This is a genomic window from Flavobacterium sp. CG_9.10 (assembly GCF_015752245.1).
Taxonomy (GTDB): domain Bacteria; phylum Bacteroidota; class Bacteroidia; order Flavobacteriales; family Flavobacteriaceae; genus Flavobacterium.
Genome location: NZ_JADOVD010000004.1, coordinates 130434 through 143225 on the forward strand (window position 1 = coordinate 130434; position 12792 = coordinate 143225).

15 protein-coding genes and 1 pseudogene are annotated in these 12792 nt (G+C 32.9%); 12 read left to right on the forward strand and 4 right to left on the reverse strand.

What is annotated here, in order from left to right; translation table 11 throughout:
* Positions 1–36: 36 nt before the first annotated feature.
* The gene (locus IWX84_RS04850) at positions 37–948 is read right to left on the reverse strand and encodes a YihY/virulence factor BrkB family protein (RefSeq protein WP_196849624.1); all 912 of its coding nucleotides are present in this window, start codon (positions 946–948) and stop codon (positions 37–39) included.
* Between the two features lie 3 nt (positions 949–951).
* Entirely contained in the window at positions 952–1809 is an 858-nt protein-coding gene (gene nadC, locus IWX84_RS04855; RefSeq protein ID WP_196849625.1) for a carboxylating nicotinate-nucleotide diphosphorylase, read from the reverse strand.
* Between the two features lie 510 nt (positions 1810–2319).
* Between nadC and IWX84_RS15535 the strand changes: the two are divergent.
* From IWX84_RS15535 to IWX84_RS04875, 4 genes and pseudogenes are all read left to right on the forward strand, one after another.
* Positions 2320–2547, forward strand: a pseudogene (locus tag IWX84_RS15535) (hypothetical protein); the annotation flags it as partial.
* Between the two features lie 17 nt (positions 2548–2564).
* Positions 2565–3071 carry a CIA30 family protein gene (locus IWX84_RS04865; RefSeq protein ID WP_231385415.1) on the forward strand — a complete coding sequence of 169 codons (507 nt, stop codon included), beginning with the start codon at positions 2565–2567 and terminating at the stop codon, positions 3069–3071.
* A gap of 183 nt (positions 3072–3254) precedes the next feature.
* Positions 3255–3728 (forward strand): 23S rRNA (pseudouridine(1915)-N(3))-methyltransferase RlmH, encoded by a 474-nt coding sequence (gene rlmH / locus IWX84_RS04870; RefSeq protein WP_196849627.1) that lies wholly within the window; start codon positions 3255–3257, stop codon positions 3726–3728.
* Between the two features lie 296 nt (positions 3729–4024).
* A complete protein-coding gene (locus tag IWX84_RS04875) occupies positions 4025–4495 on the forward strand; it encodes a CHRD domain-containing protein (RefSeq protein ID WP_196849628.1) in 471 nt (156 codons plus the stop codon).
* A gap of 107 nt (positions 4496–4602) precedes the next feature.
* On the opposite strand, the gene IWX84_RS04880 is transcribed toward IWX84_RS04875, so the two are convergent.
* Positions 4603–5238 (reverse strand): hypothetical protein, encoded by a 636-nt coding sequence (locus IWX84_RS04880; protein ID WP_196849629.1) that lies wholly within the window; start codon positions 5236–5238, stop codon positions 4603–4605.
* Between the two features lie 2 nt (positions 5239–5240).
* Positions 5241–6065: a dihydropteroate synthase gene (gene folP, locus IWX84_RS04885; protein WP_196849630.1), complete on the reverse strand. Its 825-nt coding sequence runs from the start codon at positions 6063–6065 to the stop codon at positions 5241–5243.
* 210 nt (positions 6066–6275) lie between these two features.
* On the opposite strand from folP, the gene IWX84_RS04890 reads away from it, so the two are divergent.
* The 8 genes from IWX84_RS04890 (at position 6276) to IWX84_RS04925 (ending at position 12782) form a co-directional block, all read left to right on the forward strand.
* Entirely contained in the window at positions 6276–6824 is a 549-nt protein-coding gene (locus tag IWX84_RS04890) for a DUF1599 domain-containing protein (protein ID WP_196849631.1), read from the forward strand.
* A 4-nt stretch (positions 6825–6828) separates the two neighbouring features.
* On the forward strand, positions 6829–7929 hold the full coding sequence (locus IWX84_RS04895) for a BT_3928 family protein (RefSeq protein WP_196849632.1): 1101 nt from the start codon (positions 6829–6831) through the stop codon (positions 7927–7929).
* Between the two features lie 269 nt (positions 7930–8198).
* A complete protein-coding gene (locus tag IWX84_RS04900; protein ID WP_196849633.1) occupies positions 8199–8696 on the forward strand; it encodes a TlpA family protein disulfide reductase in 498 nt (165 codons plus the stop codon).
* Positions 8697–8781: 85 nt separating this feature from the next.
* Positions 8782–9534, forward strand: coding sequence for a triose-phosphate isomerase (gene tpiA / locus IWX84_RS04905; RefSeq protein ID WP_196849634.1), 753 nt, complete (start codon positions 8782–8784; stop codon positions 9532–9534).
* A 110-nt stretch (positions 9535–9644) separates the two neighbouring features.
* On the forward strand, positions 9645–10478 hold the full coding sequence (prmA, locus tag IWX84_RS04910; RefSeq protein ID WP_196849635.1) for a 50S ribosomal protein L11 methyltransferase: 834 nt from the start codon (positions 9645–9647) through the stop codon (positions 10476–10478).
* A gap of 17 nt (positions 10479–10495) precedes the next feature.
* Positions 10496–11107, forward strand: a complete 612-nt coding sequence (locus IWX84_RS04915) for a class I SAM-dependent methyltransferase (RefSeq protein ID WP_196849636.1) — start codon at positions 10496–10498, stop codon at positions 11105–11107.
* Between the two features lie 39 nt (positions 11108–11146).
* The gene (locus IWX84_RS04920) at positions 11147–11422 is read left to right on the forward strand and encodes an ATP-dependent Clp protease adaptor ClpS (protein WP_196849637.1); all 276 of its coding nucleotides are present in this window, start codon (positions 11147–11149) and stop codon (positions 11420–11422) included.
* 94 nt (positions 11423–11516) lie between these two features.
* Complete coding sequence (locus IWX84_RS04925) at positions 11517–12782, forward strand: sterol desaturase family protein (protein WP_196849638.1); 1266 nt, start codon at positions 11517–11519, stop codon at positions 12780–12782.
* Positions 12783–12792: the final 10 nt, after the last annotated feature.

Here is a 12792-nt window from a genome sequence, read left to right on the forward strand (position 1 = left end):
AGATTGTAACGAATAGCAGGAATTAGCTCCTTAAATTTAACCTTCTTTTTTAATTTTTAATTTATTTACTGTAGCGTTTAATTCAAATCCCAGAAGTAATATCATACAGTTGATCCAAATGTAAAACATTAGAATTAATAATGTACCAATCGACCCATATAATTCATTATATTTTGAGAATCGTATCACCCAAATCCCAAAACCGTAGGAATCCAAAAGAATCAAGATAGTTGTGAATACTGAACCTATCGAGATAAATGCCCTGTTTTTATCATGTGTTGTGCCAAACTTAAAAAGTATGGAGGTGGTCGCTAATATCATCAGAATTACGAATGCATATCTCCCCAAAACAATCAGTTGATTGACATCGCTAAAAACTGTTTTTTGAATAAATACCTCGAAAACTACTATCGTTGAAATAGTTACGATTAAAAGCAATGACAACAATAACGACATGCCTAATGCGACTATGTATTGATGAATAAATCCCCTTTTGATGAGTACGTGGCGGGAGGATTCAAAACCTCCAAGAATTCCATTCAATCCATTTGCCATAAGGAAAATAGACAGAATAAATCCTGATGAAAGCAATCCGGAATGACTGTTATGGAGAATATCATTAATGATTTTATAAATGGCATCATACGTATTAGGTGGGACTCCTTGTCTTACAAATTGAAGAAAATCACTTTGAAAACCTTCAATAGGAATGTATGGAATAAGATTTAGTATAAATAGTGCAAAAGGAAATAATGCCATAAAAAAACTAAAGGCAATAGCGCTTGCATGATAAGTCAAAGCGCTTTCCAGAATTCCCAATCCGTACAATTCTAATAAGTCATATAAAGACATTCCTTGTAGCCAAGACAGCTTTATCCGTTTCAGTACATGAACTAAATTCCTGATTACCGGAACTTTTTCGAGTTTTATTTCTATTTCTTCGGACATAATTTAAATCGCTTTTAGACTTAAGTCCATATTGTAAACGGAATGCGTCAAAGCACCTGATGAAATATAATTAACACCACATTCCGCATAATGACGAATCGTTTTTTCATTGATATTCCCTGAGGATTCCGTTAAGCATTTGGTGCCAATTAAGGCTACTGCCTTTTTTGTATCTTCATAATTGAAATTGTCTATCAGGATTCTAAAAATACCTTCGCTTTTCAGGATTTCTTTTATTTCGTCTAGGTTTCTGGCTTCGACAATTATTTTTAAATCCAAATTATTTTCTTTGAGATAGGCTTTAGTTTTGGCTATGGCCAAAGTAATTCCACCCGCAAAATCGTTGTGATTGTCCTTGAGCATTACCATATCATACAAAGCAAAACGGTGGTTTTCGCCTCCGCCAATTTTCACTGCCCATTTTTCACATGCACGGAATCCCGGAGTTGTTTTGCGTGTATCGAGAATTTTAGTATGGGTTCCTTCCAATAACTGAACGTATTCTTTGGTTTTGGTTGCAATGGCTGACATTCTTTGCATCGAATTCAAAACTACTCTTTCGGCTTTTAAAATGGATTGTGAACTTCCCGAAACATGCAAAATAATATCACCTTTTTTAACTGGCGTTCCATCTTTTATAAAAATTTCGATTTCCAAATTTGGATCGACGTACGCAAAAACCATTTTGGCGAAAGCCACACCGGCAATAATACCATCTTCTTTTACAAGCAACTTTGCTTTTCCGCTTGCAGTTGCAGGAATACAGGCCAAAGAACTGTAATCTCCCGGACCAACATCTTCGCGAATGGCGTTTTTTATTATTAATTGTAACTCGTTTTCGAACTGTGCTTCGCTAATCATTTTATAGGAAATTTAATAGTATGCTAAAGTAGAATATATTTTGTGGATTTGAAAATTTGTAGGTGGGGTTCTTTTGAAAAAAAAAGAAGCACTGATTCTACTCTTCATAAATAACTACATTAGTAAATTTTGAAACAGTTTGCAAAAAAGAATTCCCATAGTTTCCTTTACTAAATGATTTTGCGAATAAGATTGATGCCCCAAAATCAATTGCAATAGTTAGGTGTTTACTATTTAAAGTCTTATATTTGAGTGTAGTAATTTAAATCCTTTATTATGAAAAATTTTATCAATCTACTTTTTGCATTAACTATACTAACGACTTCTTGCAAAAATGAAGCAGAACAACAAAACGACACAACTACCACAAATGTAGTTCCTTTTACTGAAGTTGGAAGACAAATGAAGAATCAATCTCAGACTAGCAACCAGCAACAACCCGCCACTATTGATCCAGTAACGACAAATACTGTTGCTCCATCAACTATCAGTACTGTTGCGAAAGGAATGAATCCGGCACACGGACAACCTGGACACCGCTGCGACATTGCAGTTGGAGCGCCATTGAACGCTCCAGCGGTTACAAAGCCGAATCAAAACGCTCCAGCGCCTGCCACAACCATAACTACTGCAGCTACTCCAGCTGAAGCAACTCCTACACCAGAGGGAATGAATCCACCACACGGTCAAACCAACCATAGATGCGATATTGCTGTCGGCGCACCATTGCCGAAATAGAAATTTTAAATTTATTTTTGAAAAAAACGCTAATGAATCCGTTATTGATTTTTGAATTTAGTTCCAAAAGTGATCTAAGTCACTGGAAAGTTGTCAATGATGCTGTGATGGGAGGAAAATCACAAAGTAAATTATATCTGAATGCCGAAGGAAATGGCGTATTTGAAGGTGAGGTGTCATTAGAAAATAATGGTGGGTTTTGTGCTGTTAAATTTGCTTTTGCTGCAATTGCTTTAGAACAAAGTAAGCACATTTCTATCCGTCTTAAAGGAGACGGTAAAGAATACCAATTTAGAGTCAAGACCCATCGAGATGATTCCCATTCGTATGTCTATCACTTTAAAACTTCAGGAGACTGGCAAACCATTGACATTCCTATTATGTCGTTATATCCTGCTTTTAGAGGTCGTAAATTAGAAATTCCGAATTATGATGGTTCAAATTTAGAAGAAATTGCATTTTTGATTGGGAATAAAAAACGCGAAACTTTTGAACTGATTATAGAAACCATTGAAGTAAAATAATTCCTGTTTTTTATCCATTTTAGTGTTACGAAAACTTCATTACTTAACAAATAAATCGACCAGAATTCAACTGAAAATTGAAAATATTTTTTAAACTTGAATAAGTCCAGTGCCATTCCGTTTAAAGCCAATCGCGTTAAACTTCTGAAATTTTCTATCTTTACGTTTTTGAAACACTAGAAAATGAACATCAAACTGGTTGCCATTGGTAAAACCGATAACAAAGCTTTACAAACATTAATCGACGATTATACCAAACGTTTGTCTTTTTATATCAAGTTTGATCTGGATATTATTCCTGATATAAAAAACGTAAAAAACTTATCTGAAAGTCAGCAGAAAGAGAAGGAAGGCGAATTAATTTTATCAAAAATCACTCCTACAGACCAACTTATTTTGTTGGACGAAAACGGTAAAAACTATTCCAGCGTCGGCTTTTCTGAAGAATTGCAAAAGAAAATGAACTCAGGCGTTAAAACTTTGGTTTTTGTAATTGGTGGTCCTTACGGATTCTCGGAAACATTATATGCCAAAGCAAACGGCAAAATTTCTCTATCACTTATGACCTTTTCACACCAAATGGTGCGTTTGTTTTTTATTGAACAATTGTATCGTGGATTTACAATTTTGAGGAATGAACCGTATCATCATCAATAGATTTTAGAAATACTTTGTCTTCAATATAACTTCCCTATCTCAAATCTTTTTCAAAAAAAGATAATTTATTCCTTTTGCAAGAGTTGGTGCTTTGCAGCAGGCAAAATTTAAAATATTGCCTTCCTTAAAAATATCAAACCTTGTTTTAAAAAAAGTATTGAAAAATAAGTTGCCTTTTAAAAGAAAATTCCTAAATTTACAAGGATAGTAAATTTTTAAGACTATGTATTACAAATAGTTAAAAAAAAATTATGAACAATGCTCTTTCATTTTTTTAATCTTTATTTTTATATCCTATGAAAAATTTAATTAGATTATTCGCACTTTCATTTTTTGTATTGGTTATCACTTCTTGTAGTGACAACAATTCAAACTCAGGTCCAAGCATAACTACTTTTACTGCTACATTAAATGGCGCAAACGAGGTTCCTGCAAACAATTCAACTGCAAGTGGAACAGCCACGCTTTCTTTTAATAATACGACAAAGATATTTACAATTACAGTTACTCATACTCTTGCAGCGGCAGCAGCTGGGCATATACACATGGGAGCGGCTGGAACTAACGGTTCAGTAGTATTTCCTTTTACTAGTTTAACCTCACCTATCAACTACACAAGTATCGCCTTAACTACAGCACAGGAAGCAGATCTTAAGGCAGACATGTATTATGTTAATATACATAGTTCTACATTTAGCGGTGGAGAAATACGAGGTCAACTGCTTAAGGGCGCTACAACAGGTGGAAGTACTGGCGGAGGCTACTAAGAATAATTTATTATCTTTAATCGTATAAAAAAGTCTTACTCTCTTTATAAAAGGAAGTAAGATTTTTTTTTTGTAAATATTCCTTTTTCTAAACAAGAATCTTCTAGTTAGTAGAAAAATTCTTTATTTTCATCAAATCGGATTCCTTTCTTGGTATGTACCAAATTTCTAATAAAAATTTTATTCTGAAGATAAGATCCGTAGCTGTCGTTCTTATCAAAACACAAAATAATTTTTACATCATTCTCAACAAACATATTGTTCAAATAATTTTGTAATTCTTTTTTAAGCACCAAAACATCATTCACTTTGATTTTGTCTTTATAAAAGTAAACAGTAGGATTCCCTGAAAAAGGTTTTTCCAATTTGTAAAACACTTTTGTAAATAGGATAAAAGCTAAGTTTTTGCCAATGGTGTCCGCATAGGAATAATAATTTTCGGCCTTTTCATTTTTGTGTGCTTTTTCAGCGCGTTTTTTTTCCTGTAATTTCATCACTTCCGGAATCACTAATCGCAATGGCAAACGTTTGTCGATATTAAAAATCCAATTGGTAGAAATAATTTCATTTTTACGGTTTACTTCGGCCAAAGTATCTTTTTCTTTTGTTCTAAAAAAAATATAGATTGGCGAATGATCTTCGACATTTTTGACAATAGTTGTATTCGATTTCGGCAATAGAATATCTTCTTTGTTTCCGCAAGAAACAACTATAAAAAGAACAATCAGGCTAAAGTATTTCATATTTATGAATTGATTTTATTATATAAAGTTACACACTGAATTGCTTCTTTTACATCGTGAACACGAAGAATTTTTGCACCCTTTGTTAATGCTATGGTATTTAATATTGTGGTTCCGTTTAAGGCTTCTTCAATACTAGTATTTAATGTTTTATAAATCATTGATTTTCTTGAAATTCCAACCAGAAGCGGCAACTCAAGCATATTAAACAATTCTATTTTTTCAAAAACTTCGTAATTTTGATCCATCGTTTTGGCAAAGCCAAAACCGGGATCGATTATTAAATCATTGATTCCAAAACTTCTGGCTTTTGCAATTCGTTCCGAAAAATAAAGCAACATTTCTTCTACAATATCATCATAATCCGTTAAGGCTTGCATGGTTTGCGGTGTTCCTCTCATGTGCATCATAATGTAAGGAACATTATATTTACCAATTACCGCCAACATTTTATCATCTAAATGTCCTGCCGAAATATCATTGATGATGCCCGCGCCACTTTCGATACTGGCTTTGGCCACTTCGCTTCTAAAAGTATCTATCGAAAGAATCGTTTCAGGAAAATGTTTTAGAATCAAATCAATCGAAGGAATTAATCTTGAAATCTCCTCTTCTTCTGATACAAACTCTGCATTAGGTTTACTGGAATAGGCACCAATATCAATGAAGCTAGCACCTTCGGTTATCATTATTTCGACTTGAGAAAGTATTTCGTTTTCATTTTTATATTTTCCACCATCAAAAAAAGAGTTGGGTGTAACGTTCAAAATTCCCATTACTTTGGGAGTTGATAAGTCAATGAGTTGTGCTTTGCAATTAACAGTCATTATTTTTTTAAGTTTTCAGTTTTCAGTCGCAGTCTCGAGTTTCAAAAACTTCTGTATTCAACCCCGACGCTTCGGAACATTAATTAACATTCGATATTCTCTCCTAGTATTCAGTTTAAAAACTTCTGCAATCAAAAATCGTTAATCTACATTCTTCAATCAAAATTTATCCTTATTTTTGAGGAAATTTTAGACAAATATACACCAATAATGAAGAATACGTCAAAGGAATATGATTCTGTGATTGCGATCTGTCGCACATTATTTATCAACAAAATGAAAGATTATGGATGTGCATGGCGTATTTTGAGATTGCCTTCATTGACGGATCAAATTTACATAAAAGCACAGAGAATCAGAAGCTTACAAGAAAATGAAGTTCGTAAAATTGATGAAGATGAAGCAGGAGAATTCATCGGCATTATCAATTATTCGATAATGGCTCTAATTCAATTAGAATTAGGTGTTGTGGATCAACCTGATTTAGATGTTGCGAAAGCAACCGAATTGTACGATGCAAAAATAAAACTAACCAAAGATTTAATGCTGGATAAAAATCATGATTATGGGGAAGCTTGGCGCGAAATGCGTGTCAGTTCACTTACTGATCTTATTTTGCAAAAACTACTTCGTGTTAAACAAATTGAAGATAATAAGGGAAAAACTTTGGTTTCCGAAGGAATTGACGCTAATTATCAAGATATGATAAATTATGCTGTTTTTGCTTTAATTTTAATGGGTTTTAGTAATCAAAAATAAAAATATGAAAAATATAATTACTCAATTTTCAAGAATTTTCGTTGGAATCTTATTCATTATTTCGGGATTAATAAAGTTAAATGATCCGCTTGGGTTCTCTTATAAACTGGCAGAATATTTTAGTGAACCTGTTTTCAACATGCCTTTTTTGGAGCCGTTCGCATTGGTCCTAGCCTTATTTTTAGTGACCGTGGAAGTGGTTTTGGGTATTATGTTGCTCATTGGTTACAAATCTAAATTCACGATTTGGAGTTTGTTATTACTGATTGTATTTTTCACATTCTTAACTTTTTATTCGGCTTATTTTGATGTCGTAAAAGATTGTGGTTGTTTTGGTGATGCCTTACATCTTACCCCATGGCAATCCTTCACTAAAGATGTGGTTTTGTTGTTTTTCATCCTAATCTTGTTTTTCAACAGAAAATTAGTCAAACCTTTATTTGGAAATACCACGCAAAACATCCTAGCGTTTGCAAGCATAGCTGCCTGTGCCTTTATGGGGTATTGGGTTTTAAACCATTTGCCATTTATTGATTTTCGACCATTTAAAGTGGGAAACAATATCCAAAAAGGAATGAGAATTCCGGATGGTGCGCCAAAAAGTGTAGTAGAAATGGTTTTTATCTATAAAGTAAACGGCGTTGACAAGGAATTTACAGAGAAGGATTTAATGAATATTCCGGCTGGAGCGACTTTTGTAGATAGAAAAGACAAGGTAATTACAGAAGGTTACGTTCCTCCAATTCATGATTTTGCTATGACAAAAGACGGTTCTGATTATAAAGATGAATTTTTGCAAGAACCAAAATTGCTAATGATTGTCGCCTATGATTTAATTAATGCGGACAAAGCGGGTTTATTAAAACTAGAAAAGCTGAATTTAGATGCTAAAGCAAAAGGGTATAAAGTAATCGGTATGACGGCTTCAACTCCAGAAGATATTGCTAAAACAAACAAACAATTCGGATATACTTTTGATTTTTATTTTTGTGATGCTATCCCTTTGAAAACTATTGAAAGAGCTAATCCAAGCATTGTGATTTTGAATCACGGAACGATTTTGCAAAAAGTACATTATAACGATATTCAAGCCTTGAAATTGTAAAATTTTTTCAGTTTAAGGTTTAAAGCTCCCATCTCTTTAAACCTTAAACTTTTTTTTATTGCCTCCAAAAATAAAATTAAAGTAAATATCCGCTACTGCTTATTGCTTCAGTGGGGAACAATAGTAAACAACTGTAAAATAAAGATTATCAGTTTTTTTATTAACTATAACGATATTATTTTGTGGGTTTTGAGATTCTGCTTTCAAAATTCGATATTCTATATATCTCATTCCATTTCTTTTTCTAACTTTACTAAAATTATAAACAAATGAAAAAAATATTCGCTTTATTAATTGTTATCGCAACATTTTCATGTACCAATGCGCAACAAAAGACAAAATTCTCAAAAAAGGCATTATCAGAAACATTATTATCTCCTGATGGAAGTCAAGTTGCTTTTAAGAATATCATAAAAAAATATAAAGGAAAAACGCTTGTAATAGAAGTTTGGGCTTCATGGTGCGGTGATTGTGTAAAAGCAATGCCTAAAATTAAAGAATTACAAGCAAATAATCCTAACGTTGCTTATGTTTTCATTTCTATGGACAAAGCAGCTGACAAATGGAAAATGGGTGTTGAAAAACACGAATTAAAAGGCGATCACTTCATGGCAAATGATCAAATGAAAGGAGTATTTGGAAAAGCTATAGATTTAGATTGGATTCCAAGATATATTATTTTAGACAAAACAGGGAAAATTGTTTTATATCGTGCCATAGAAACTGATTTTGACAAAATAAATGAAACGTTAAAAAAATTGAAATAAGAAAGTCAATATCGGTGCTTAAGTAAAAAATAAATTCCATTTTTACTGTTAAAAAAACTAAAAACTAAATATAATAAGAACTAAGATGAGAAAGAAGATTGTAGCAGGAAACTGGAAAATGCATAAAAATGCAGAGCAAACTGAAGATCTATTGAATGAGCTAATCGCTAAAATACCAACGGAAACTATAGCACAAGTAATAGTAGCTCCTACTTTTGTTAATTTGGCTTCTGCTGTTGATCATTTGGAATTTACAAACATTGATGTGGCTGCCCAAAATATGCATCAAGCGGAAAGTGGCGCTTTTACCGGTGAAATTTCTGCTGATATGTTGCAAAGTGTAGGTGTAAACATCGTAATTCTTGGGCATTCAGAACGAAGAGCTATTTTTAATGAAACAGATGCATTAATTGCCAGTAAAGTAAATTCAGCTTTGGAACATGACATGACCATTATCTTTTGTTTTGGCGAAGAATTAAAAGACCGTCAATCTAAGAATCATTTTAATATTGTTGAAAATCAATTAAAAGATGGTTTATTTAGTATTGAAGCATCCGATTGGGGAAATATAGTTTTGGCGTATGAACCAGTATGGGCTATAGGAACAGGAGAAACTGCTTCTCCAGAACAAGCTCAAGAAATGCATGAATTCATTAGAGAAACAGTTCGTAAAGCTTTTGGAAGTGATATTGCTGAAGATGTATCAATTCTATATGGTGGAAGCGTTAAACCTGAAAATGCGAAAGAAATTTTCTCGAAACCAGATGTAGACGGAGGTCTTATAGGTGGAGCCGCACTAAAAGCTGATGATTTCATGGCTATTGTAAATGCTATTTAAAAAAATTAAATAAAGTTTAAAGAGAGGTTTGAAATTATTCGAACCTCTTTTTTTTTGGTTTTCAGTATCCAATAGAAATAGATAATACTACCTTTGCAAAAAAAATAAACATGTCAAACATATATATAGGTTATCATTTTACCATCGAACCAAAAGAACTAGGTTCGGAAATATTAATTGCCGAATTAGGCGAAAAAGCATTTGAAAGTTTTACAGAAACGGAAACTGGTATTTCTGCTTTTGTGCAAAAAGATTTATGGGATGAAACTATTCTCGACAATATTTACATTTTGCAATCTGAGGAATTTAAAATCGACTATACTTTTGAGGAAATCGAACAAGTGAATTGGAATGAGGAATGGGAAAAGAATTTTGAACCTATAGATGTTGAAGGAAATTGCCATGTTCGTGCGCCTTTTCATCCAAAAACTGATGCCGAATTTGATATTGTAATCGAACCAAAAATGAGTTTTGGAACTGGTCATCACGAGACTACACACATGATGATTCAGCATTTATTAGAAATCGATGTTAATGGGATGAAAACCCTTGATATGGGGTGCGGAACGGCAATTTTGGCTATTCTTGCCGAAATGAAAGGAGCGCAACCAATTGACGCCATTGACATCGATAATTGGTGTTATTTGAATTCTATAGAAAATGCGGAACGCAATAATTGTAAACACATTACAGTTTATGAAGGAGATGCATCTCTATTGAAAGGCAAAAAATACGATCTAATTATAGCAAATATTAACAGAAATATTTTGTTGAACGACATGCAAAGCTATGTGGATTGTTTGAATCCAAAAGGAACTCTTTTATTAAGCGGTTTTTATGAAGAAGACATCCCGTTTATAGACGCTTGTTGTACGGAAAAAGGTCTACATTATGTTAAAAAGTTCCAAAAAAATAATTGGGTTTCTTTAAAATACGTAATTTAGTATTGAATATCAGATAGATGGAAATTAGTAGAAAAAATCATTGGGAAACTGTTTATGAAACTAAACAGCCAAATGAAGTAAGTTGGACACAAGAAAAACCTCAAACTTCTCTTGATTTTATCCGAGAAACCAATTTGGATAAATCGGCAAAAATTATTGATATTGGAGGTGGCGACAGTAAACTAGTTGATTTTCTATTAGAACAAGGTTACGAAAATTTAACTGTTTTAGACATTTCGGCCAGCGCGTTAGAACGAGCTAAAATTCGTTTGGGAGATAAAGCTGACAGGGTTACATGGATCGTTTCAGATATCACTGAATTTGAACCTGACACCACTTATGATATTTGGCATGACCGGGCTACCTTTCATTTCTTGACCACAGAGGATCAGATAAATCAATATGTCAAAATAGCTCAAAAATGGATTAGCGGATATTTAATTATTGGCACATTTTCTGATGAAGGTCCTAGCAAATGTAGCGGACTTGAGATAAAACAGTACACCGAAACAACTTTAGAAAATCAATTTCAGAAAGAATTTGAAAAATTAAAATGCATTAACGAAGATCACAAAACGCCTTTTGAAACTATACAAAATTTTATATTTTGTGTTTTTAGGAAAAGATAAATCAAACTGTATTTTTATTTAGACCCCAATAATATAAAAATGAGTACCAAAGAAAAAGTAAGAGAAAAAGTCAGCAAGAAAGAAGTTACATCAATAAATAACGAAATTGTAGTTTATAATGATGATGTAAATACTTTTGATCACGTAATAGATACTCTTATACGTGTTTGCCAACACACGGCCGAACAAGCAGAACAATGTTCTTTAATTGTGCATTATAATGGAAAATGTACGGTAAAAACGGGTCCTTATGACAAACTAAAACCGCAATGCAGTCAATTACTCGAAGCAGGATTGAGTGCAGAAATTGTGTAACCAAAACTAAAACAATTAGCCTTTTGCAAAATTATTCACTATAATTTAAAAAACATATAGTTTTATTATATATTTGAAAAAATATTAGACTTATATGGTAGAATACGGTAAAATTTTAGTGTTTGTCATGCCCATTTTTTTAATATTAATTATATTAGAAAAACTTTATGGACATTATAAAGGAGAAAACACGGCTCCTAATATGGATTCTATTTCGAGCGTAAGTTCAGGAATGGTCAATTCTGTGAAGGATGTCTTGGGACTTAGTATTACCCTAATATCCTATGATTGGATTGCTTCAAAAATTGCAATTTTCCATTTGGAGGCTACCATCATGGCTTATATAATTGGTTTTATAGCTATCGATTTCTATGGGTATTGGAGTCATCGCTTGTCACATCAAATTAATTTTTTATGGAACAAACATGCTATTGATCACAGCAGTGAAGAGTTTAACTTAGCGTGCGCTTTGCGTCAGCCAGTATCGAGTTTTGTTAATTTATTTACCTTTTTATTGATTCCTGCAGCGTTGCTGGGCGTTCCGTCTAAAGTCATTGCAATTACGCTTCCTGTACATCTATTTCTTCAATTTTGGTATCATACGAAACACATAAAAAAAATCGGTTTTCTTGAAAACATACTCGTTTCACCATCACATCACAGGGTACATCATGCTATCAATCCAGAATATATGGATAAAAACCATTCTCAAATATTTATAATTTGGGACAAGTTGTTTGGAACTTTTCAGGAAGAGTTAGAAACGGTTCCTCCTGTTTTTGGAATCACGAGACCTGCGAAAACCTGGAATCCCATTCGAATAAACTTTCAACATTTATGGTTAATGATAACCGATGCTTGGCGTGCCGAAAATTGGAAAGACAAATTCACCATTTGGTTTAAACCAACCGGTTGGCGTCCAGAAAATTTTGAAGAAAAATACCCAGTACACAAAATCACGAACGTATATGATTTTGAAAAATACGGCACAAATCACTCTAAAAAACTAATGATTTGGTCAATGTTTCAAGCCATAATTACTTTATTATTTATTACTTATCTCTATAATTCTATTGCCATAATTGGTTTACCAAATGTATTTGTATATGGAGCCTTCATCTTTGTCACTGTTTACAGTTATACTGAATTGATGGATACTCGAAAGATTTCAATATTTTGGGAAAGCATCCGATTTATTTTTGGAATTTCCATTATCGCTTATTTTGGTGACTGGTTTTCAATGAATCAGCTTTTCCCGTACGCAAATTATATCATTATTGGATATCTCACGTTATCCTTAATAGCCACGCTCTACTTTGTAAGTGTAAATTTCGAAAAAGAAAAAGCAGTTTTAGCATAATCCTAAAAAT

Bases quoted from the DNA above. Each gene is read 5' to 3' on its own strand.
- IWX84_RS04880 (WP_196849629.1), bottom strand. From the start codon at position 5,238: ATGAAATACTTTAGCCTGATTGTTCTTTTTATAGTTGTTTCTTGCGGA.
- IWX84_RS04925 (WP_196849638.1), top strand. From the start codon at position 11,517: ATGGTAGAATACGGTAAAATTTTAGTGTTTGTCATGCCCATTTTTTTA.
- rlmH (WP_196849627.1), top strand. From the start codon at position 3,255: ATGAACATCAAACTGGTTGCCATTGGTAAAACCGATAACAAAGCTTTA.
- IWX84_RS04890 (WP_196849631.1), top strand. From the start codon at position 6,276: ATGAAGAATACGTCAAAGGAATATGATTCTGTGATTGCGATCTGTCGC.
- IWX84_RS04900 (WP_196849633.1), top strand. From the start codon at position 8,199: ATGAAAAAAATATTCGCTTTATTAATTGTTATCGCAACATTTTCATGT.
- IWX84_RS04895 (WP_196849632.1), top strand. From the start codon at position 6,829: ATGAAAAATATAATTACTCAATTTTCAAGAATTTTCGTTGGAATCTTA.
- folP (WP_196849630.1), bottom strand. From the start codon at position 6,065: ATGACTGTTAATTGCAAAGCACAACTCATTGACTTATCAACTCCCAAA.
- nadC (WP_196849625.1), bottom strand. From the start codon at position 1,809: ATGATTAGCGAAGCACAGTTCGAAAACGAGTTACAATTAATAATAAAA.
- IWX84_RS04915 (WP_196849636.1), top strand. From the start codon at position 10,496: ATGGAAATTAGTAGAAAAAATCATTGGGAAACTGTTTATGAAACTAAA.
- IWX84_RS04875 (WP_196849628.1), top strand. From the start codon at position 4,025: ATGAAAAATTTAATTAGATTATTCGCACTTTCATTTTTTGTATTGGTT.
- IWX84_RS04920 (WP_196849637.1), top strand. From the start codon at position 11,147: ATGAGTACCAAAGAAAAAGTAAGAGAAAAAGTCAGCAAGAAAGAAGTT.
- tpiA (WP_196849634.1), top strand. From the start codon at position 8,782: ATGAGAAAGAAGATTGTAGCAGGAAACTGGAAAATGCATAAAAATGCA.
- prmA (WP_196849635.1), top strand. From the start codon at position 9,645: ATGTCAAACATATATATAGGTTATCATTTTACCATCGAACCAAAAGAA.
- IWX84_RS04850 (WP_196849624.1), bottom strand. From the start codon at position 948: ATGTCCGAAGAAATAGAAATAAAACTCGAAAAAGTTCCGGTAATCAGG.